This is a genomic window from Kitasatospora sp. MAP12-44, assembly GCF_029892095.1.
GTDB lineage: Bacteria > Actinomycetota > Actinomycetes > Streptomycetales > Streptomycetaceae > Kitasatospora.
The window spans coordinates 6,103,859-6,123,849 of sequence record NZ_JARZAE010000004.1; the positions used below are offsets into that span (position 1 = coordinate 6,103,859).

The following is a 19,991-nucleotide window of genomic DNA, read 5'->3' on the forward strand; positions in this document are numbered from 1 at the left end:
TCTTGTTCAGTGATTCGTCACGTCGGAACGGGCCGCGTACCCGGGGGAAGGCCGGGTACGCGGCCCGAGGGGTGTCAGCGCTTGGCGTCGGACAGCGAGCGGAGCGACTTGTGCGCGGCGTGCACCACGGCCTCGGCGGTGATGCCGAACTCCTGGAACAGCACCTGGTAGTCGGCCGAGGCACCGAAGTGCTCCAGGCTGACGATCTGGCCGTGGTCGCCGACCAGCTCGCGCCAGCCCTGGGCGATGCCGGCCTCGACCGACACCCGGGCCCGGACGGCCGGCGGCAGCACGCTGTCGCGGTAGGCCTGGTCCTGCTCGTTGAACCACTCGATGGACGGCATCGAGACCACCCGGGTGGCGATGCCCTCGGCCTCCAGCACCTCGCGGGCCTTGACCGCGAGCTGCACCTCGGAGCCGGTGCCGATCAGGATCAGCTGCGGGGTGCCGTTGCTCGCCTCGGCCAGCACGTAGCCGCCCTTGGCGGTGCCGTCGGCGGAGCCGAAGACCTCGCGGTCCCAGGTCGGCACGTTCTGCCGGGTCAGCGCCAGGCCGACCGGGCCGGGGTGGGTGGTGTAGCGCTCGATGACGGTGCGCCAGGCGACCGCCGTCTCGTTGGCGTCGGCCGGGCGGACCATCGACAGGCCCGGGATGGCGCGCAGCGAGGCCAGGTGCTCGACCGGCTGGTGGGTCGGGCCGTCCTCGCCCAGGCCGATCGAGTCGTGCGTCCACACGTAGGTGACCGGCAGCTTCATCAGCGCGGCCAGGCGCACGGCCGGGCGCATGTAGTCGGCGAAGACCAGGGAAGGTGCCGCCGTACACGCGGGTCTTGCCGTGCAGCGCGATGCCGTTCATGGTCGAGCCCATGGCGTGCTCGCGGATGCCGAAGTGGATCGTCCGGCCGTACGGGTCGGCCGACTTCAGCGCGTTGTCGGCGGGGAGGAAGGAGCTCTCCTCGTCGATCGTGGTCAGGTTGGACTCCGCGAGGTCGGCCGAGCCGCCCCACAGCTCCGGGATGACCGCGCCGAGCGCCTTCAGCGCCTCGCCGCTGGCCTTGCGGGTGGCGATGTCCTTGCCGGCCGGGAAGCTGGGCAGCTGCCGCTTCCAGCCCTCCGGGAGCTCGCCGTTCTGCATCCGGTCGAACTCGGCCGCGCGCTGCGGCTGAGCGGTGCGCCAGGCGGCGAACTCCTGCTCCCACACGGCCCGGGCGGCCTTGCCGCGCTTGGCGACCAGCCGGGCGTGGTTCAGCACCGTGTCGGTGACCTCGAAGGTCTTCTCCGGGTCGAAGCCCAGCACCTTCTTGGTCGCGGCGATCTCGGCGTCGCCGAGCGCGGAGCCGTGCGCCTTGCCGGTGTTCTGCGCGTCCGGGGCCGGCCAGGCGATGATCGTGCGCATCGCGATGATGGACGGGCGCGAGGTCTCGGCCTTGGCGGCGGTGAGTGCCTCGGCGATGGCGTGCACGTCGACGTCGCCGTTGCTCTTGGGCGCCACGCGCTGGACGTGCCAGCCGTACGCCTCGTAGCGGGCCAGCACGTTCTCGGAGAAGGCGGTCGCGGTGTCGCCCTCGATCGAGATGTGGTTGTCGTCGTACAGCGCGACCAGGTTGCCCAGCTGCTGGTGGCCCGCCAGCGAGGACGCCTCGGCCGAGATGCCCTCCTCCAGGTCGCCGTCCGAGACGATGGCCCAGATGGTGTGGTCGAACGGGGACTCGCCGGGGGCGGCCTGCGGGTCGAAGAGACCGCGCTCGTAGCGGGCGGCCATCGCCATGCCCACCGCGTTGCCGATGCCCTGGCCCAGCGGTCCGGTGGTGGTCTCCACACCCGCGGTGTGGCCGTGCTCCGGGTGGCCCGGGGTGCGGCTGCCCGCGACCCGGAAGGCCTTCAGGTCCTCGAGCTCCAGGCCGTAGCCGGAGAGGAAGAGCTGGGTGTACAGCGTCAGGCTGGTGTGCCCGGGGGAGAGGACGAAGCGGTCGCGCCCCACCCACGTCGGGTCGGACGGGTCGTGGCGCAGAAAGCGCTGGAAGATCAGGTAGGCCGCGGGGGCCAGCGACATGGCCGTCCCCGGGTGACCGTTGCCGACCTTCTGGACGGCGTCCATGGCCAGCACTCGTGCCGTGTCCACCGTCCGCTCATCCAGCTCGGTCCACTCGATTGCGTTCGTCGGCTTCGTGCTCACCCTTCTCAGGGCTCCTTCCGTATTGGAGTCTGCTCCAGTGAAAGGGGACCGGGTCGGCCACGTCGTTGTGGACCAGACGCTTCTGCGGTTCCGGTCACGGAGGGTTGATCCCGCTTCTCTGTGCGAGCCTACCGTCCGTGCCGGGGCACGCCTTCCGTGCCGCGACAACCGGGAGTTTCGGCAGGTTGTTCCGATCGCCCCGGCGGTGACGGTCCGTCCCGCGCCCTGACGCTCCGTCCTGCCCCGCGTACACCGCGAGTTCACCCGCGGGTGTGCGGCCTGGCCCCGTCAGTGGACCCCGGGGCGGATCGGGAGATATGCACCGTCTAAGGTGGCGTGGTACGCGCAGCGTGAACGGATTCACGAGCAATCGAGCCGTTGGCGGCTGCGAAGATTCATCTTCAGTTGGGGTGTTCGTGACCGCCGTTGATTCCCGCCCCGCCGGGGTCCTCGGGACGACCCCCGCGCACCGGCCGTTCGGGGCCCGTGTCGGGGCATTTGTCGCACTGACCAAGCCTCGGATCATCGAGCTGCTGCTGATGAGCACTGTTCCGGTGATGTTCCTGGCACAGCGCGGCGTCCCAAACCTGTTGCTGGTGCTCTACGTGGTGATCGGCGGCTACCTCTCCGCGGGTGGCGCCAACGCCCTCAACATGTACATCGACCGTGACATCGACGCCGTCATGTCGCGCACCGAGCGCCGGCCGCTGGTGACCGGGATGGTCGCGCCGCGCGAGGCGGTGGTCTTCGGCATCGCGCTGGGCGTCGCCTCGACGCTGTGGCTGGGGCTGCTGGTCAACTGGCTCTCCGCCGGGCTGGCGCTGGCGGGTTACCTCTTCTATGTCTTCGTGTACACGCTGGGCCTGAAGCGGCGGACCGCGCAGAACATCGTCTGGGGCGGCATCGCCGGCTGCATGCCGGTGCTGGTCGGCTGGGCGGCGGTCACCGACTCGCTGAGCCGGGCGCCGTTCGTGCTCTTCCTGGTGATCTTCTTCTGGACCCCGGCGCACTACTGGCCGCTGTCGATGAAGGTCCGCGACGACTATGCGAAGGCCGGCATCCCGATGCTGCCGGTCACCGCCGGCAACCTCGCGGTGGCCCGTCAGATCGTCGCCTACTCCTGGGTGATGGTCGCGGTCTCGCTGACGCTGTGGCCGCTGGCGCACACCAGCTGGCTCTACCCCGTCGCGGCGGTGCTGCTCGGCGCGGTCTGGCTCAGGGAGGCGCACGGGCTGCTGTCCCGCGCCAAGAGTGGTGTGGTGGGCGCGGCGCTCAAGGAGATGCGGCTGTTCCACTGGTCGATCACCTATCTGACGCTGCTGATGGTGGTCATCGCGGTGGATCCCTTCCTGCGGTAGGCATCCCGTCCTTTCCTCCTTTCCTCCTCTCGTCCTTTCGTTCTTTCGCGCGGGGTCGGCGATGTGGTCCGGGGCACACGCCCCTGGCGTCGCCGACCCCGCTACTCGTGGGTAGCATGCCGTTCATGAGCAGCGCAGAGACCCTCGCCCCCACCGCGCCGGACGCCCGCGCCGAGCGCCGTGCCAAGCGCATCGCCAAGCACCTGACCTCCTTCGCCAAGCAGCACGGCGGCAGCGCCGACGGCGTCGTGGAGTACGTCGGCGCGGTGGCCACCCGGATCGTCCTGGTCGGCGCGGACGGCGCCTGGGGCGACCAGGTGGCGCCCAGCTACGCCGTCGGCCGTCGGGCCGCCGAGCTGGCCGGCCTGACCCTGCACGACTCCTTCGAGGGCGAGCTCGGCCTCAAGGTGCGCACCGGCCCGTACGAGTGGAAGCGGATGGCGGGCATCCAGCTCGGCGGCTGACAGCGTCCCTGGACCTGGACGTACGAGAGCGGCCCTGTTCCTCGGAACAGGGCCGCTCTCGTCTGCCGGTATGCCGGTACGGGTGGCTCAGACCGCCGCGACCTGCTGCGGGGTCTGAGCGGGCAGGGCGGCCGGCGGCTCGTCCGAATCCAGGCCGTCGCCGCGGGTGCGCAGGGCCAGCGGGATCCGCACGGCGGCGATCCAGGTCAGCGAGGCGCCCAGCATGTGCACGCCGACCAGCAGCTCCGGGACGTCCGTGAAGTACTGCACGAAGCCGAGCACGCCCTGCGCGAGCAGGACGACGAACAGCTCGTGCGACCGGGCCCGCGCGGCCGCCGGTGCCTTGACCGCGGCCAGCACGAAGATCACCGCCAGCGACAGGCCGATCGTGATGAACGCGAAGTCGGCGTGCAGCTGCGCCAGTCGGTCGTAGTTGAGCGCGATCCGCGGCACGTCGCTGGAGTCGCCCGGGTGGTGGCCCGCGCCGGTCACCAGCGTCCCCGCCGCCACCAGCAGACCGGTCACGCCGACCAGCACGTACGCGAGTTGGGTCAGCGGCCGGGCGACCGCCGGGCGCACCGGTCCGTCACCCTCCTTGGCGCGCTCCCAGGTCACCACCGCGATCCAGACCAGGGCCATCGCCGCGATCAGGTGCGCGGCCACGAGGTACGGGTTGAGCCCGGTCAGCACGGTGATGCCACCGAGCACCGCGTTGCTCATCACCACCCAGAACTGCGCCCAGCCCATCCGGGTCAGGCTCCGGCGCCAAGGCGTCGCGCAGCGCGCCGCCAGGATCGTCCAGCCGACCGCCGCGCACAGCACGTAGGTCAGCATCCGGTTGGTGAACTCGATGATGCCGTGCAAGCCCATCGCCGGCGTCGGCGTGAGGCTCTGCGGCGTACAGGTCGGCCAGGTGTCGCAGCCGAGCCCGGAGCCGGTCAGCCGGACCGCGCCGCCGGTGACCACGATGACGACGCTCATCACCACCGCGCTCAGCGCGGCCCGTCGCACAAGAGCGGCGGATGGGTGCCAGCGTTCGGCGAGCAGGGAGAAGGGGGTACGCACGGATTCATCCTAGGTTGCCCCCTTCCCGATCTTGCGCCGGGGGCAACCTGGCGCGCGGCACCCGACTCCGGGCGGGCCTCTGACACCCTGACTCCCTGCTCCTCGTCAGGAGTTCAGCCAGCCGATGGCCTGTTCAATGAGGACAAGGATCAGTCCGAAGCCCCCGAGCGTCCCGCCCACCAGGAAGAATGTTCCGAAAAGCATCAGAAAGATCTTCCTGGAGGGGCGCTCGTCTACGAATTCTTCGTAGGTCTTTTCCGGGTGGATGAATCGCTTTCTTGCTCCACGGAAATCGAAGAGTGCCACCAGTCCGATCCAGGCGATGAACAGCGTCATCGGGAGCGAGAATGTCAGCATAGTGACAATGGAATACGTAGATGGTCCGCTCACCGATGGACGCCTTTTCTGTGTCCGGCCTGGATGAATATCGAACGATCTCTCCACGGCCTTCGGCGCATCGTACGCTGCCCTGGCGGTCTGTTCAATGCCGGATGGATCCAGTCGCGTCAGTCGAATGGATGCTGCGTCTTCGTCCCGCCGTAGGGGTTGCTGGTCAACCCGTAGGGATGCAGCTCTTGCGCTGTCGGAGACGGTGATCGACACTGGCGCAGGTCTTGCGCAGGGCTGCTGGATCTTCGCTCAGTCGTCTACTTGGATGATTCCAAAGGCGAGGGAGTTATCTCCGAGAATCAGTATCTGGCAGTCAGGCGGGGTGACTCACGGCAGGCGCTCACTGCGCAGTTCGGGGCCTCGCTCGCAGATCCTGAGATCAACAACCCGCCAGTGCCCCCAGTGCCGTCGGATAGTTGCGTCTACTACGAGGATGATGTGGCGACTATTGATGGAACGATCTACCGATTCTGCTTCAAGAATGGCGTCGTCACATACAAGGACGGGTGGGGGCCGCTTTTCGACCGCCCGCCGCTGGGACCGTCTCCCGTGGTCAGTCTGTAGTGGGTGTGTCGTGAGCGGTCTGCAACGAGCCGTGGGAGCCGATCGTGGGGCGACTACCAGCCGGTGCGTGGGTGGGGGCCTGGCTACCTGTCAAGTGAGGCGCTTCGGAGCTCTGATGATCATTGGTGATCGTCGGGAGGCTCGAGTGTTCAGCGCGATGTGAGGGGGGCGATGTGTGGGGGCAAAGTGCACGTCATGGGAGGTGGGGAGGCTGGTGGGCGCTGCGAGCACGCTGGGGGCTGAACCGCCAGGTGTAATCAGGCCGTTCATTCAGGGGGGAAGCCTGCGCGGTTGCCGGTAGAGTCCCCCCACCAGCTGTAGCCGGTCGCTTACGGATCATCCAACGGCCGTGCTGCACCGTCTCGTTCGGAAGGATCTTCAGTATGGCGCGACAGCGGCTGATATCGGCACGCACGTTTGTTGGGGCGGCGGCGTTGGCTGTGGTCGCCACGGGTGCCTTGGCTGGTAGCGCGTCGGCGCACCACCCCACGATCAATGAGACCTGCACCGCGGTCACGGTCGACCTCACCGACTACAGCGCGGACGCCACGAATACGGTCACTGTGACCATCGGCGGGAAGGTTCTGGTCGACCACCAGTCCTTCAAGACGACCTTCCACCAGGTCTTCCCGCTGGCGGCGAACCAGACGCCGCCGTCGGCGGTTCTGGATGTCCTCACCACGGACGACCCCAAGGGGACGAACGGGTGGAGTGGCCACTTCCCTGCGACTCCTCCCACGAACTGCGTCACGCCGACTCCCACGCCGACGCCGACTCCCACGCCGACCCCCACCCCGACTCCGACGCCGTCCACCCCCGCGCCCACGTCGGCGAAGCCGACCACGCCGGCGCCGAAGCCCACCACCCCCGCGCCGAAGCCGAGTGCCACTGGGCCGTCGCTCGCCTTCACCGGTGGTGGTAGCGACGCCGGGCTGATCGCCGGGGTCGGCGGCGCTGTCGTCGTCCTCGGCGGTGGGCTGGTCTTCATGAGCCGTCGCCGCGCCGGCCGCCACTGACGCCGCGACAGAATGCCGGTGGCCCGGTCCGACTGATCACACTGATCAGTCGGACCGGGCCACCGGCCGTTGTGCGGGGGCGGGTTACTCCCAGCGGAAGAAACGGGCTGCCGCGGCCAGGCCGAGGACGGCCCAGACGGCGAGGGTGGCGAGGTCGGACCAGGGCACCCCGGCGCCGTTCTGCAGCACCGAGCGCAGCCCGTCGGAGAGTGCGCTGATCGGCAGCAGCTCCAGCGCGCCGCGGACGGCGGAGGGGAACTTCTCCAACGGCACGATCACGCCGCCGGCCAGCAGCAGCAGGATGAAGACCAGGTTGGCGCCGGCCAGCGTGGCCTCGGCGCGCAGCGTGCCGGCCATCAGCAGGCCGAGGCCGGAGAACGCGGCGGTGCCGAGGATCAGCAGCGCGGCCACCGCCAGCGGGTTGCCGTGCGGCGACCAGCCGAGCGCCAGCGCGATCACCGAGAGCAGCGCCACCTGGAGGGCTTCGGTGACCAGCACGCAGCCGGTCTTCGCGGTGAGCAGCGCCCAGCGCGGCAGCGGGCTGGCGCCCAGCCGCTTGAGCACGCCGTAGCGGCGCTCGAAGCCGGTGGCGATGGCCTGGCCGGTGAAGGCGGTGGACATCACCGCGAGCGCCAGCAGGCCGGGGGCCAGGAAGTCGACGCGCTTGCCGGGGCCGGTCACCGACACCACGTCGACGGCGCTGAAGAGCACCAGCAGCACGGTCGGGATGACCACGGTCAGCAGCAGCTGCTCGCCGTTGCGCAGCAGCATCTTCGTCTCGAAGGCGGTCTGCGCCAGCAGCATCCGCCCGATCGGGGCGCCCCCGGGGGCGGGGGTGTAGGTGCCTGGGGTGGTCACGAGCGCAGCTCCCGTCCGGTCAGTTCGAGGAAGACGTCTTCGAGGCTGCGCCGTTGCACCGTCAGCTTCTCGGGCAGCACGCCGGCGTCGGCGCACCAGGTGGTGACGGTGGCGACCAGTCGCGGGTCCATCGGCGCCTCGATCCGGTAGGAGCCGGGGGCGAGTTCGACGGCCGCCGCGCCGTCGGGGAGCACCTTGGTCAGCGAGCCGAGGTCCAGGCCGGGCGGGCCGGCGAAGTGCAGGCTGCTCTCGGCGCCGCCCCGGCAGAGCTGCTCGGGGCTGCCGGCGGCGATCACCTTGCCGCGGTTGACGATGGCGACGGCGTCGGCGAGCTGCTCGGCCTCGTCCATGTAGTGGGTGGTCACCACGACGGTGACGCCGTCCCGGCGCAGGTCGCGGACCAACTCCCAGGTGGCGTGCCGGGCCTGCGGGTCCAGGCCGGCCGTCGGCTCGTCCAGGAAGACCAGTTCGGGGCGGCCGACCACGGCCATCGCCAGCGCGAGGCGCTGCTGCTGGCCGCCGGAGAGCCGGCGGTAGGTGGTGCGGCCGCAGGAGCCGAGGCCGAGGCGCTCGACCAGGGTGTCCACGTCGAGCGGGTCGGCGTGCAGCTTGGCGGTGTGCTGGAGCATTTCGACGGCGCGCGCTCCGGCGTACACGCCACCGGCCTGCAGCATCACGCCGATCCGCGGCCGCAGCTGCCGGGAGTCGGCGGCCGGGTCGAGGCCGAGCACCCGCACCGTGCCGGCGTCCGGGCGGCGGTAGCCCTCGCAGGTCTCGATGGTGGTGGTCTTGCCGGCGCCGTTGGGGCCGAGCACGGCGGTGACGGTCCCGCGGGCGATGGACAGGTCGAGGCCGTCCACCGCCGTCTTGGAGCCGTACCGCTTGACCAGGCCGGCCACTTCGACGGCGGGGGGTTCACTCTGCATACCGGCGAGTCTAAGAGGCGCTCGCAGTGGCCCCGGACGTGGCTCCGCTGATCGTTTTCGCAGCTCAGGTAAGGCTTGCCTGAGTGACTGAGGCCACCGTTGAGGCGTGCATCACGGCTTGTCGCCGTAGAAGGAATTAAGCAACAATGGTGTTGTGAAAAACATGCGCGAGCAGCCGCAGGAGCTGGAGGCCGAGACGGCCCCCGGCTTTCCGGTGCCCGCGACGTCGGCAGAGGTGATGCTGGACGGCCATCGGGCCACCCGTGACCGGGTCGCCCGCTCCATCCTGGACCACGGTCCCTCCTCCACCGCCGACCTGGCCAGCCGCCTCGGGCTGACGGCCACGGCGATCCGTCGCCATCTGGACGGCCTGCTGGCCGCCGGCCTGGTCGACTCCCGTGAGCAGCGGGTCTACGGCAGCCGGGGCCGGGGTCGCCCGGCCAAGGTGTTCGCCCTGACCGAGTCCGGCCGGGACGCCTTCTACCAGGCGTACGACCAGCTCGCCGCCGACGCGCTGCACTGGATCGCCGAGGCGGTCGGTGGCGGCGAGGCGGGTGACGAGGCGGTCGCCGCGTTCGCGCGGGCCCGTTTCGCCAAGCAGGGCCAGCGGTACCGGAGTGCGCTGGAGCAGGCCGCGGCCGGTCAGCGTACCGAGGCGCTTGCCGAGGCGCTGAGTGCCGACGGGTACGCTGCAACTGTGCGGCGTGTCCCGTCCGCCGGCGCCGCCAAGGCACCGGCCGGCGCCCAGCTCTGCCAGCACCACTGCCCGGTCGCGCACATCGCCGAGCAGTTCCCGCAGCTCTGCGAGGCGGAGACCGAGGTCTTCTCCCAGATCCTGGGCACCCATGTGCAACGGCTGGCCACCATCGCCCACGGCGACGGGGTCTGTACCACCTATGTGCCGGCATCCGGTGCCGCATCGTCGTCCGCCGCCCCGCGGCCGGATTCCGATGCAGCGCCGACTGCCGGTACGACGTCCATTGATCCACCGACTACGTCCGCGCGGAGGAACCCCGCATGACTGACACCGTTTCCCACCCGGAGCTCGACGGTCTGGGCACCTACGAGTACGGCTGGTCCGACCCTGACGCGGCCGGCTCGGTGGCCAAGCGAGGCCTCAGCGAGGAGGTCGTCCGCGACATCTCGGCGAAGAAGTCCGAGTCGGAGTGGATGCTCAACCTGCGCCTCAAGGGCCTGAAGCTGTTCGGCAAGAAGCCCATGCCGACCTGGGGTTCCGACCTCTCCGGCATCGACTTCGACAACATCAAGTACTTCGTGCGCTCCACCGAGAAGCAGGCCGAGTCCTGGGAGGACCTGCCCGCCGACATCAAGGCGACGTACGACAAGCTGGGCATCCCGGAGGCCGAGAAGCAGCGGCTGGTCGCCGGTGTCGCGGCGCAGTACGAGTCCGAGGTGGTCTACCACCAGATCAACGCCGAGCTCGAGGCTCAGGGCGTGATCTTCATGGACACGGACACCGCGCTCAAGGGAGCACCCGGAGATCTTCCACGAGTACTTCGGCACCGTGATCCCGGTCGGCGACAACAAGTTCGCCTCGCTGAACACGGCCGTGTGGTCGGGCGGGTCGTTCATCTACGTGCCGAAGGGCGTGCACGTCGAGATCCCGCTGCAGGCCTACTTCCGGATCAACACCGAGAACATGGGCCAGTTCGAGCGGACGCTGATCATCGTCGACGAGGACGCCTACGTCCACTACGTCGAGGGCTGCACCGCGCCGATCTACTCCTCGGACTCGCTGCACAGCGCCGTGGTCGAGATCATCGTCAAGAAGGGCGGCCGCTGCCGCTACACGACGATCCAGAACTGGTCGAACAACGTCTACAACCTGGTCACCAAGCGCGCCGTGGCGTACGAGGGCGCGACCATGGAGTGGATCGACGGCAACATCGGTTCCAAGGTCACCATGAAGTACCCGGCCGTCTACCTGATGGGCGAGCACGCCAAGGGCGAGACCCTGTCGATCGCCTTCGCGGGCGAGGGCCAGCACCAGGACGCCGGCGCCAAGATGGTGCACATGGCGCCGAACACCTCCTCCAACATCGTCTCCAAGTCGGTGGCCCGAGGCGGTGGCCGCACCTCCTACCGCGGTCTGATCGAGATCGGCGAGGGCTCCAAGGGCGCCAAGTCCAACGTGCTCTGCGACGCGCTGCTGGTCGACACCATCTCCCGCTCGGACACCTACCCGTACGTCGACGTCCGCGAGGACGACGTGTCGATGGGCCACGAGGCGACGGTGTCCAAGGTCAGCGAGGACCAGCTCTTCTACCTGATGAGCCGCGGCATGACCGAGTTCGAGGCCATGGCGATGATCGTCCGCGGTTTCGTCGAGCCGATCGCGCGCGAGCTGCCGATGGAGTACGCGCTGGAGCTCAACCGGCTGATCGAGCTGCAGATGGAGGGCTCCGTCGGCTGACCCAGCCGCACGTAGTCCAGTCCAGAACTTTAGGAAGAGAGCACTACGACAGCCATGGCTGACGTCAACACCCCCACCGGCTCCACGACCGCCGGTTCGATCGAGGTAGGCACCGCCGGAGCGGGCGCCCAGCTGGCCGGTCCCGGCACCGGCCGCGCCGCCGTCACGCAGCCGATCGACGCCCGCGTCGCGGTCAAGCCCTCGTACGACGTGAACGACTTCCCGGTGCCCACCGGCCGCGAGGAGGACTGGCGGTTCACCCCGCTGCACCGCCTCGCCGGCCTGCACGACGGCAGCGCCGCCGAGCACGCCACGGGCGAGGACAAGGTCGAGCTCAGCCTGCCCGACGGCGTCACGGCCGAGACCGTGGGCCGCGAGGACGCCCGGCTCGGCAAGGCCGGCAAGCCGGTCGACCGGGTCGCCGCGCAGGCGTACAGCTCCTTCCAGCAGGCGCTGGTCGTGACCGTCCCGCAGGACGCCGTGCTCACCGAGCCGGTCAAGGTGGACGTGCACGGCGAGGGCGGCACCCGCTTCGCGCACGTGGTCATCGACGTGAAGCCGTTCGCCGAGGCCGTCGTGGTGATCAACCACACCGGCACCGGCGCCCGCGCCGCCAACGTCGAGCTGCTGGTCGGCGACGGCGCGAAGCTGACCTTCGTCTCGATCCAGGACTGGGAGCGCGACGCGGTGCACGCCGTCCAGCAGACCGCGCTGGTCGGCCGGGACGCCTCGCTCAAGTCCGTGGTCGTCACCTTCGGCGGCGACCTGGTCCGGATCCACCCGCGGGTCACCTACGCGGCGCCCGGCGGCGAGGCCGAGCTCTTCGGCCTCTACTTCGCGGACGCCGGGCAGCACCTGGAGCACCGCCTGGTGATCGACCACGACACGCCGCACTGCCGGTCCAACGTGGTCTACAAGGGCGCCCTGCAGGGCAAGGACGCGCACGCGGTCTGGGTCGGCGACGTGCTGATCCGCGCCGCCGCCGAGGGCACCGACACCTACGAGCACAACCGCAACCTGGTGCTCACCGACGGCGCCCGGGTCGACTCGATCCCGAACCTGGAGATCGAGACCGGCGAGATCGTCGGCGCCGGCCACGCCTCGGCGACCGGCCGCTTCGACGACGAGCAGCTCTTCTACCTGCAGTCCCGCGGCATCCCGCAGGACGAGGCGCGGCGCCTGGTGGTGCGCGGCTTCTTCGCCGAGCTGGTCCAGCAGATCGGTGTCCCCGAGCTGGTCGACCACCTGATGGAGAAGATCGAAGCCGAGCTGGAAGCCAACGTCTGATGGCATTCCTGCGCGTCTGCTCGCTGAGCGACCTTGCCGAGGACACCCCCAAGCGCGTCGAGCTCGACGGGGTGCCGGTCTCACTCGTCCGCACCGAGGGGGAGGTGTTCGCGATCAACGACATCTGCTCGCACGCGAACGTTTCGCTCTCCGAGGGCGAGGTCGAGGACTGCATGATCGAGTGCTGGCTGCACGGCTCCAGCTTCGACCTGCGGACCGGCAAGCCGTCGGGACTGCCCGCCACCCGGCCGGTCCCCGTTTACCCCGTAAAGATCGAAGGGGACGATGTGCTCGTCTCCGTCACCCAGGAGTCCTGAGTCCCCATGGCAACGCTTGAAATCCGTGACCTGCACGTCTCCGTCAACGCCGAGGGCGGCCCCCGCGAGATCCTGCGCGGCGTCGACCTGACCGTCAAGCAGGGCGAGACGCACGCCATCATGGGCCCCAACGGCTCCGGCAAGTCGACCCTGGCCTACTCGCTGGCCGGCCACCCGAAGTACAACGTCACCGGCGGCCAGGTGCTGCTGGACGGCGAGGACGTGCTCGCGATGACCGTGGACGAGCGGGCCCGCGCCGGCGTCTTCCTGGCCATGCAGTACCCGGTCGAGGTCCCCGGCGTCTCGGTCTCCAACTTCCTGCGCACCGCGGCCACGGCCGTGCGTGGCGAGGCCCCCAAGCTGCGGCTCTGGGTCAAGGAGGTCAAGGAGGCCATGGCCGCCCTGCACATGGACCCGGCCTTCGCCGAGCGCAACGTGAACGAGGGCTTCTCCGGCGGCGAGAAGAAGCGCCACGAGATCCTCCAGCTGGAGCTGCTCAAGCCGAAGATCGCGATCCTCGACGAGACCGACTCGGGCCTGGACGTCGACGCGCTGCGCCAGGTCTCCGAGGGCATCAACCGGGTCGCCTCGACCGGCGAGGTCGGCACCCTGCTGGTGACCCACTACACCCGCATCCTGAAGTACATCAAGCCCGACTACGTGCACGTGTTCTCGGCCGGTCGGATCGTCGAGTCCGGCGGCGCCGAGCTCGCCGACAAGCTGGAGAACGAGGGCTACGAGTCTTACGTGAAGGGCGGCGCTTCCGAGTGACAACCACTTCTGGCTCGGCGTTCACCGCGCTGACCGGTCTCCTGGACACCGACGCGATCCGCAAGGACTTCCCGATCCTGCAGCGCGTGCTGCACGACGGCAAGCCCCTGGTCTACCTGGACAACGCGGCGACCTCGCAGAAGCCCCGTCAGGTGCTGGAGGCGCTGAACGCGTACTACGAGCAGCACAACGCCAATGTGCACCGTGGCGTCCACGTCCTGGCCGAGGAGGCCACGGCGCTCTACGAGGGTGCCCGGGACAAGGTCGCGGCGTTCATCAACGCGCCGAGCCGGGACGAGGTGATCTTCACCAAGAACGCCTCGGAGTCGCTCAACCTCGTTGCCAACATGCTCGGTTGGGCCGACGAGCCGTACCGGGTGGACGCCGACGCCGAGATCGTCATCACCGAGATGGAGCACCACTCCAACATCGTCCCGTGGCAGCTGCTCTCGCAGCGCACCGGGGCGAAGCTGAAGTGGTTCGGCCTGACCGACGAGGGCCGGCTCGACCTCTCCAACATCAACGAGCTGATCACCGAGAAGACGAAGATCGTCTCCTTCACGCTGGTCTCCAACCTGCTGGGCACGATCAACCCGGTCGAGACGATCGTCCGGCGCGCCCAGGACGTCGGCGCGCTGGTGCTGATCGACGCCTCGCAGGCCGCTCCGCACATGGTGATGGACGTGCAGGCGCTGGAGGCCGACTTCGTCGCCTTCACCGGGCACAAGATGCTGGCCCCGACCGGCATCGGCGTGCTCTGGGGCCGCCAGGAGCTGCTGGAGGACCTCCCGCCGTTCCTGGGCGGTGGCGAGATGATCGAGACCGTCACGATGGGCTCGTCCACCTACGCCCCCGCGCCGCACAAGTTCGAGGCCGGCACCCCGCCGATCGCCCAGGCGGTCGGGCTGGGAGCGGCCATCGACTACCTCTCCAACATCGGCATGGCGAAGATCGCCGCGCACGAGCACGCGATCACCGAGTACGCGGTGAACCGCCTGCAGGAGGTCCCCGACCTGCGGATCATCGGCCCGCGCACGGCCGTCGACCGCGGCGCGGCGATCTCCTTCGTGCTGGGCGACATCCACCCGCACGACGTCGGCCAGGTGCTCGACGAGCAGGGCATCGCGGTGCGCGTCGGCCACCACTGCGCGCGGCCGGTCTGCCTGCGGTACGGAATTCCGGCGACCACGCGAGCGTCGTTCTACCTGTACTCGACGCCGGGCGAGGTCGACCAGCTGGTCGACGGCCTGCACCACGTCCGCAACTTCTTCGGCTGAGGCGGTGCCTGAAGCATGAAGCTCGACTCCATGTACCAGGAGATCATCCTGGACCACTACCGCAACCCCCACGGCAAGGGGCTGCGGGACGGTGACGCGGAGGTGCACCACGTCAACCCCACCTGCGGGGACGAGATCACCCTGCGGGTGCGGCTGGACGGCGCCGTGGTCGCCGACATCAGCTACGAGTCGCAGGGCTGCTCGATCAGCCAGGCCAGCGCCTCGGTGCTGAACGAGCTGGTGGTGGGCCGCACGGTCGGCGACGCGCAGGCCATCCAGCAGGCCTTCCTGGAGCTGATGCAGAGCAAGGGCCAGGGCGAGGGCGACGAGGAACTGCTGGAGGACGCCGTCGCGTTCGCCGGCGTCTCCAAGTACCCGGCCCGGGTCAAGTGCGCGCTGCTGAGCTGGATGGCCTGGAAGGACGCCACCGCCAAGGCGCTGGCCGGCCAGCCGGCCGTCAACGACTGAAACCAAGAGGAACCCACCCATGAGCGACACCGAAACCGACGCCGGAACGCCGGCCGTCGCGTCCGAGGGGCCGACGGTCATCGTCGGCACCACGGCAGGCACCGTCTCCGTCGAGGACCTCACCGAGGCCCTGATGGACGTCGTCGACCCCGAGTTGGGCATCGACGTGGTCAACCTGGGCCTGATCTACGGCATCCACATCGACGAGACCGACGTGGCGACCATCGACATGACCCTCACCTCGGCGGCCTGCCCGCTGACCGACGTGATCGAGGACCAGGCGAAGACCGCCACCGAGGGCCTGGTCCAGGATCTGCGGATCAACTGGGTCTGGATGCCGCCGTGGGGCCCGGACAAGATCACCGACGACGGCCGCGACCAGCTGCGCGCGCTGGGCTTCAACGTCTGAGCTGAGTCCGTCTGAGTCGAGTCGTCAACACCGCTGCCGCGTGGATCACCCCTTGGGGGGAATGATCCACGCGGCAGCGGTGTATGCGCCTACCCTGAGCCATGCTGGACCCGCGACCGTGGAAGGAGTGCCGAGATGTCTGTGGTTGCTTTCGGACAGTGGACACTGCCCGACTCGCCGTACGCCATGTGGGCCCGGGGTGAGCTCGCCGACTACCTGCGGCTCCCGGACGACGGTACGCGGGTCGAGGTGGTCGGAGGGGAGTTCGTTGTGTCACCCGCGCCGGGGTTTCCACATGGCGGGATCGTCGCGACCATTCAGCGAGCGATCGACGGCCGGGGGTTCGTGGACCCAGTGTTCCCGTGGCGGACCATGCAGGTGCTCGGGCTCGACTTGGTCGAGATCGGCGACGGCTACATCCCCGACCTGCTGGTCTTCCACGCCGATGTCGAGGCCCGGGGCTGGTCCGAAGGCCTGAGGTTCCTCAGGCCCGATCAGGTTGAGCTGGTCGTCGAGGTGACCTCGAAGTCCAACGCTCAGAACGACCGCGGGCCGGTCTTCGGTCGTCGTCAGCAGGCCACCAAGTGGAGCGGCTACGCGCGCGCTCGGGTTCCCTACTACCTGCTGGTGGACCGGGACCCGGGGCGGCCCGGCGTCACCCTGTTCGGTGAGCCGGACCACCTGGCCGGTACCTACCGGACGCTCAGCGCCTGGAAGTTCGGCGACGTCGTAGCGTTGCCGGAGCCGTTCGGGATCGAGATCCCCACCGAGCTCTGGCGCCCCTGGTCCGACTAGCTCCGCCCGCGGCGCAGCACCGCGCCCGCCAGGGCCAGGCAGCCTGTCGCCGCCAGCAGTGCGAAGCCGCTGACCGCTGGGAGCAGGCCGTACGTCCGCGACAGGGCGCCGACGGCGACGATGGGGAGCGAGCTGCCCATGTAGACGATCACCCACAGGGCGCTCATCTCGCTGCTGCGGCGGGCCGGGTCCATCGCGGCGACGGCAGTGGTGAAGAGCGAGCGGAACGCCACGCCCTGGCAGGCGCCGCCGATGACGCTGCCGGCGAAGAGCAGGGTCGGCAGGTGGGCGTACTGCGCGATGACGACCAGGGCCAGCCCGAGCGCCAGGCCGGTCATGCCCAGGGCGACCATCCGGCGGTCCCGGGTGGGCGGGACCAGCAGCTGTGCGGCGGCCGAGGAGCCCAGCAGCAGGGCGGCGACGACGGCGCCGACCATCCGGGAGTGGGTGTGCAGCAGGCCGGCGGAGAAGGCCGGGGCCAGGCTGAGGTAGACGCCGAAGACCGCGTACGAGATGAAGCCGGCGCCGGCCGCGAGCAGGAACTCCCGGCGTCCCTGGGCGGGTAGCGCCAGGCGGCGCGGGCGCAGGTGGACGGGCGCGGTGACCCGGGGCGGCGCGCTGGCCGGGCGCCGGGCGCCGGGCATCCGCGGGTGCACCAGGGCGAGCGGCACGCAGAGCACCAGCAGGGCGACGGCATGTGCCAGGAACGGCGTCAGCAGCGGGTGCGCCCCGTTCGCCAGCGCGGCGCCGACCACCGGGCCGAGCGCGACCCCGCCCGCCGAGCAGGCCAGCGTGAGTTTGGCGGCCAGGGTGGGCCGGTCCGGCAGCAGGTCGCCCAGCGCGGCACCGGCGGCGCCGGTGGCCAGCGCGACGGCTATGCCCTGGACGGCGCGACCTGCGGCCAGCTGGCCGAAGCTGTTGGCGGTGGCGAAGATCGCGTCGCCGCTGGCCGCGAGCCCGACGGCGGGCAGGATCAGCGCCCGGCGGCCGAGCAGGTCGGACCAGTGGCCGACCGCGGCCAGCACCGGCACCAGCGCGAAGACGTACACGGTGAAGAGCAGCGTGGTGTCGAACGCGGTCAGGCCCAGGCTCTGCTGGAGCAGCGGGTAGACCGGGGTGGCGAGGTTGGCCCCGATCAGGAGCAGGAGCAGGGCGGCGGCACAGAGGCCGACGCGGATGCCGCGCATCGCGTTCCAGCGGCTGAGTGCGGCGAGCTGGAGCTGGGTTCGCGGGGCGAGCTCCAGGGTGTGCAGGGCCTCCGAGAGCCGGGTACCGGGCGACTGCGCTGTGGGCAGGCCGGAACCGGCAGGGGAGAGGTCCGCCATGGCAGGGGTCTCCTGTGGCCGGGCACCGCCTCGGGCCGACGGGGTGCGTCGACATGCCCGTCCGGTGGCGCAGGGGTGGTGGCCGTGGCGTGCGGGAGGAGTCCGAGGTGGGGCAGGTGTGCTGGCTGAGTTGGGCAAAGGTGCCCGGATCGGCGTCCGCGGTGTGGTGAGCGGGGCCGAGAGGAAGGATACGTGGTGGTGCGCACAGGGCGCGCACGAGTGGCGCGCGCCCCCTGCAGGATGGGCGTCCGCGGGCCCGCGGCCGATACGCTGATCGCAGTGCGGACAGCCCTCCACCCGGCTCTCCACGCCGCTCTCCACCACTGCTCAACAGCACCGCTCAGCAGCACCGCTCAACAGCACCAACAGCACCGCTTATCACGCTCATCTCGCTTATCTTCGCTAGGAGATCGCGCCATCATGGCCGGACGACGCCGCAAGAACACTGACAACCCGTCGGCGACCGGAGCGGGCGCGCTGCCGGCTGAGAGCCTGCTGCCCGCGGACTTCGATCTGGCCGACCTGTACGGGGCCCACGGTTCGGACGAGGAGGACCTGGACGACGCCGCCGTCCTGGTCCCGCCGGTGCGGCTGCTGCCCGAGGCCGAGCTCGCCGCCGCCGCCCTCGCCGTGCCGCTGATCCAGCGCGCCGTCCGGCTGGCCCGCTGGAGCGCGCCCGAGCGCCGGGTCGACGAGCTCGGCGACCTGCTGGACGCCGACCGGGAGGCCGCCGCCCGGTTCCTGGGCCTGGCCCCGGCCGAGGGCGAGGTCGCCGAGGAGGACGTCCTGGAGGCGATGCGAGCCTGGTCGCTCGCCAGCGACCTGGAGCTGCTGCTGGTCGCCACCACCGAGGAGGGTGTCCGCTTCGCCGCGCCCAGCGACGAGCTGGCGCCGGTCGAGGCCGGCGACCCCGAGTCCGTGCTGGAGCTCTGGCTGACCGCCGCCGACGTGGTCGCCGAGCTGGCCGTCGAGATCGAGCCGCTGGACGCCGAGCCGGACGCCGGTGAGGACGCCGACGACGAGCGGGCCGAGGAGCTGCTGGCCCAGTACGAGGAGGTCCAGGAGGAGGCCGCCGAGCTGCTCGACGAGGCTCTGCAGGTGCTCTACGAGACCACCGCGTTCGCTGAGCCCGGCCAGGAGACCGTGCCGCTGGGCGTGCTGGCCGCACTCCTTGTGGTGCCGGACGGCGAGGAGCCGGACGAGGACATGCTCGGTGACATCACCGATGTGATGGTCGCCCTGGACCCGATGCTGGCCGACCTGGCCGAGATCGGGATGTTGGACTACCAGCCGATCGATCCCGAGCTGTTCGACGAGGACGAGGAGGGCGGCGCGGAGCTGCCCGACCCCTCGGAGCCGCTGGACGACGACGAGGCGGCCCGCTTCGGCCTGGTCCGGCTGACCCCGCTCGGCCAGTACGGCATCCGCCAGTGGCTGCTGGAGGAGGGGTACGACGCGCCGCTGGTCGGCGAGCTCGCCCAGGGCGACGCGGCCGCGCTGCTGCAGGGCATCGCCGAGGCCGCCAATGTGCTGCCCGAGCAGGAGATCAGGGTCTGGCTGGCGGAGCGCGAGCCGCTGGCCGCCGCCCGTGAGCTGCTGGACGCGGCGCGCGGCCGCGACCGGATCGGCCCGCTGCGCCGGATGCTCTGCCAGCTGGCGCTGACCGAGCTGGGCAGCCCGGCCGAGCCGGCCGTCCGCGAGGTGCTGGACGACCCGGAGCTCGGCGGCGGAGCCCGCGCCTGGCTGGTCGCGCAGGGGCACACGGACATCCAGGCGCCCGAGCGTCAGATGGTGCTCTGGACCATGGTCGACACCTTCGCCGCCCAGCTGCTGGACGGCGAGGGCGATGCGGAGCTGCTGCGCGAGCTGATCGGCGGCCTGCCGGTGACGGACAACCCGGCGAGCTTCTTCGGCGAGCTGTGGCGGGTGGACCACCCGTACACCGCGGACGTCCTGGAGGCGGTCGGCGAGCTGCACCTGGACCGCCAGGTGGCCAAGGAGGCCCGCAAGGCGGCGTTCAAGGCGCGCTCGAAGCAGTAGGAGCAGCGCGGTTACGGGCGGGCGGGCCGGCGGCGCGGGGCCGCGCCCGCCC

The 19,991-nt window shown here is 70.3% G+C and carries 17 protein-coding genes and 2 pseudogenes; 13 read left to right on the forward strand and 6 right to left on the reverse strand.

The annotated features are described in order from the left end of the window. Positions 1 to 74: 74 nt before the first annotated feature. Positions 75 to 2,175, reverse strand: a pseudogene (gene tkt / locus P3T34_RS27965) (transketolase). A 416-nt stretch (positions 2,176 to 2,591) separates the two neighbouring features. On the opposite strand from tkt, the gene P3T34_RS27970 reads away from it, so the two are divergent. Both P3T34_RS27970 and P3T34_RS27975 read left to right on the forward strand, forming a co-directional pair. Further along, positions 2,592 to 3,533 (forward strand): heme o synthase, encoded by a 942-nt coding sequence (locus tag P3T34_RS27970; RefSeq protein WP_280668794.1) that lies wholly within the window; start codon positions 2,592 to 2,594, stop codon positions 3,531 to 3,533. 125 nt (positions 3,534 to 3,658) lie between these two features. Next, complete coding sequence (locus P3T34_RS27975) at positions 3,659 to 3,997, forward strand: hypothetical protein (RefSeq protein ID WP_280668795.1); 339 nt, start codon at positions 3,659 to 3,661, stop codon at positions 3,995 to 3,997. A gap of 87 nt (positions 3,998 to 4,084) precedes the next feature. On the opposite strand, the gene P3T34_RS27980 is transcribed toward P3T34_RS27975, so the two are convergent. Both P3T34_RS27980 and P3T34_RS27985 read right to left on the reverse strand, forming a co-directional pair. Then, a complete protein-coding gene (locus P3T34_RS27980; RefSeq protein WP_280668796.1) occupies positions 4,085 to 5,062 on the reverse strand; it encodes a COX15/CtaA family protein in 978 nt (325 codons plus the stop codon). A 105-nt stretch (positions 5,063 to 5,167) separates the two neighbouring features. Next, positions 5,168 to 5,398, reverse strand: coding sequence for a hypothetical protein (locus P3T34_RS27985; RefSeq protein WP_280668797.1), 231 nt, complete (start codon positions 5,396 to 5,398; stop codon positions 5,168 to 5,170). A 1,076-nt stretch (positions 5,399 to 6,474) separates the two neighbouring features. On the opposite strand from P3T34_RS27985, the gene P3T34_RS27990 reads away from it, so the two are divergent. Beyond that, a complete protein-coding gene (locus tag P3T34_RS27990) occupies positions 6,475 to 7,032 on the forward strand; it encodes a sortase-dependent protein (protein WP_280668798.1) in 558 nt (185 codons plus the stop codon). Positions 7,033 to 7,116: 84 nt separating this feature from the next. On the opposite strand, the gene P3T34_RS27995 is transcribed toward P3T34_RS27990, so the two are convergent. Continuing rightward, entirely contained in the window at positions 7,117 to 7,890 is a 774-nt protein-coding gene (locus P3T34_RS27995) for an ABC transporter permease (RefSeq protein ID WP_280668799.1), read from the reverse strand. Then, positions 7,887 to 8,816: an ABC transporter ATP-binding protein gene (locus P3T34_RS28000; protein ID WP_280668800.1), complete on the reverse strand. Its 930-nt coding sequence runs from the start codon at positions 8,814 to 8,816 to the stop codon at positions 7,887 to 7,889. The genes P3T34_RS27995 and P3T34_RS28000 overlap by 4 nt, the downstream gene beginning before the upstream one ends. Positions 8,817 to 9,054: 238 nt before the next feature. Between P3T34_RS28000 and P3T34_RS28005 the strand changes: the two genes are divergently transcribed. The 9 genes and pseudogenes from P3T34_RS28005 to P3T34_RS28045 all read left to right on the forward strand — a co-directional run bounded on the left by P3T34_RS28005 (position 9,055) and on the right by P3T34_RS28045 (position 16,574). Further along, positions 9,055 to 9,837, forward strand: a complete 783-nt coding sequence (locus P3T34_RS28005) for an ArsR family transcriptional regulator (RefSeq protein ID WP_280672450.1) — start codon at positions 9,055 to 9,057, stop codon at positions 9,835 to 9,837. Next, a pseudogene (gene sufB, locus P3T34_RS28010) lies at positions 9,834 to 11,250 on the forward strand (Fe-S cluster assembly protein SufB). The gene P3T34_RS28005 and the pseudogene sufB overlap by 4 nt, the downstream one beginning before the upstream one ends. 54 nt (positions 11,251 to 11,304) lie before the next feature. Next, entirely contained in the window at positions 11,305 to 12,537 is a 1,233-nt protein-coding gene (sufD, locus tag P3T34_RS28015) for a Fe-S cluster assembly protein SufD (RefSeq protein ID WP_280668801.1), read from the forward strand. Next, positions 12,537 to 12,854 carry a bifunctional 3-phenylpropionate/cinnamic acid dioxygenase ferredoxin subunit gene (locus P3T34_RS28020; protein ID WP_280668802.1) on the forward strand — a complete coding sequence of 106 codons (318 nt, stop codon included), beginning with the start codon at positions 12,537 to 12,539 and terminating at the stop codon, positions 12,852 to 12,854. The genes sufD and P3T34_RS28020 overlap by 1 nt, the downstream gene beginning before the upstream one ends. A 6-nt stretch (positions 12,855 to 12,860) precedes the next feature. Beyond that, on the forward strand, positions 12,861 to 13,625 hold the full coding sequence (gene sufC, locus P3T34_RS28025) for a Fe-S cluster assembly ATPase SufC (RefSeq protein ID WP_280668803.1): 765 nt from the start codon (positions 12,861 to 12,863) through the stop codon (positions 13,623 to 13,625). A gap of 29 nt (positions 13,626 to 13,654) precedes the next feature. Further along, positions 13,655 to 14,902: a cysteine desulfurase gene (locus P3T34_RS28030; protein ID WP_280672451.1), complete on the forward strand. Its 1,248-nt coding sequence runs from the start codon at positions 13,655 to 13,657 to the stop codon at positions 14,900 to 14,902. A 15-nt stretch (positions 14,903 to 14,917) separates the two neighbouring features. Next, positions 14,918 to 15,370 carry a Fe-S cluster assembly sulfur transfer protein SufU gene (gene sufU, locus P3T34_RS28035; RefSeq protein ID WP_280668804.1) on the forward strand — a complete coding sequence of 151 codons (453 nt, stop codon included), beginning with the start codon at positions 14,918 to 14,920 and terminating at the stop codon, positions 15,368 to 15,370. 19 nt (positions 15,371 to 15,389) lie between these two features. After that, on the forward strand, positions 15,390 to 15,779 hold the full coding sequence (locus tag P3T34_RS28040; protein ID WP_280668805.1) for a metal-sulfur cluster assembly factor: 390 nt from the start codon (positions 15,390 to 15,392) through the stop codon (positions 15,777 to 15,779). 135 nt (positions 15,780 to 15,914) lie between these two features. After that, the gene (locus P3T34_RS28045; protein WP_280668806.1) at positions 15,915 to 16,574 is read left to right on the forward strand and encodes a Uma2 family endonuclease; all 660 of its coding nucleotides are present in this window, start codon (positions 15,915 to 15,917) and stop codon (positions 16,572 to 16,574) included. Here P3T34_RS28045 and P3T34_RS28050 read toward each other — a convergent pair. Continuing rightward, a complete protein-coding gene (locus P3T34_RS28050) occupies positions 16,571 to 17,899 on the reverse strand; it encodes an MFS transporter (RefSeq protein ID WP_280668807.1) in 1,329 nt (442 codons plus the stop codon). The two genes, P3T34_RS28045 and P3T34_RS28050, sit on opposite strands and share 4 nt — an antisense overlap. 420 nt (positions 17,900 to 18,319) lie before the next feature. On the opposite strand from P3T34_RS28050, the gene P3T34_RS28055 reads away from it, so the two are divergent. Then, the gene (locus tag P3T34_RS28055) at positions 18,320 to 19,939 is read left to right on the forward strand and encodes a hypothetical protein (RefSeq protein ID WP_280668808.1); all 1,620 of its coding nucleotides are present in this window, start codon (positions 18,320 to 18,322) and stop codon (positions 19,937 to 19,939) included. Positions 19,940 to 19,991: the final 52 nt, after the last annotated feature.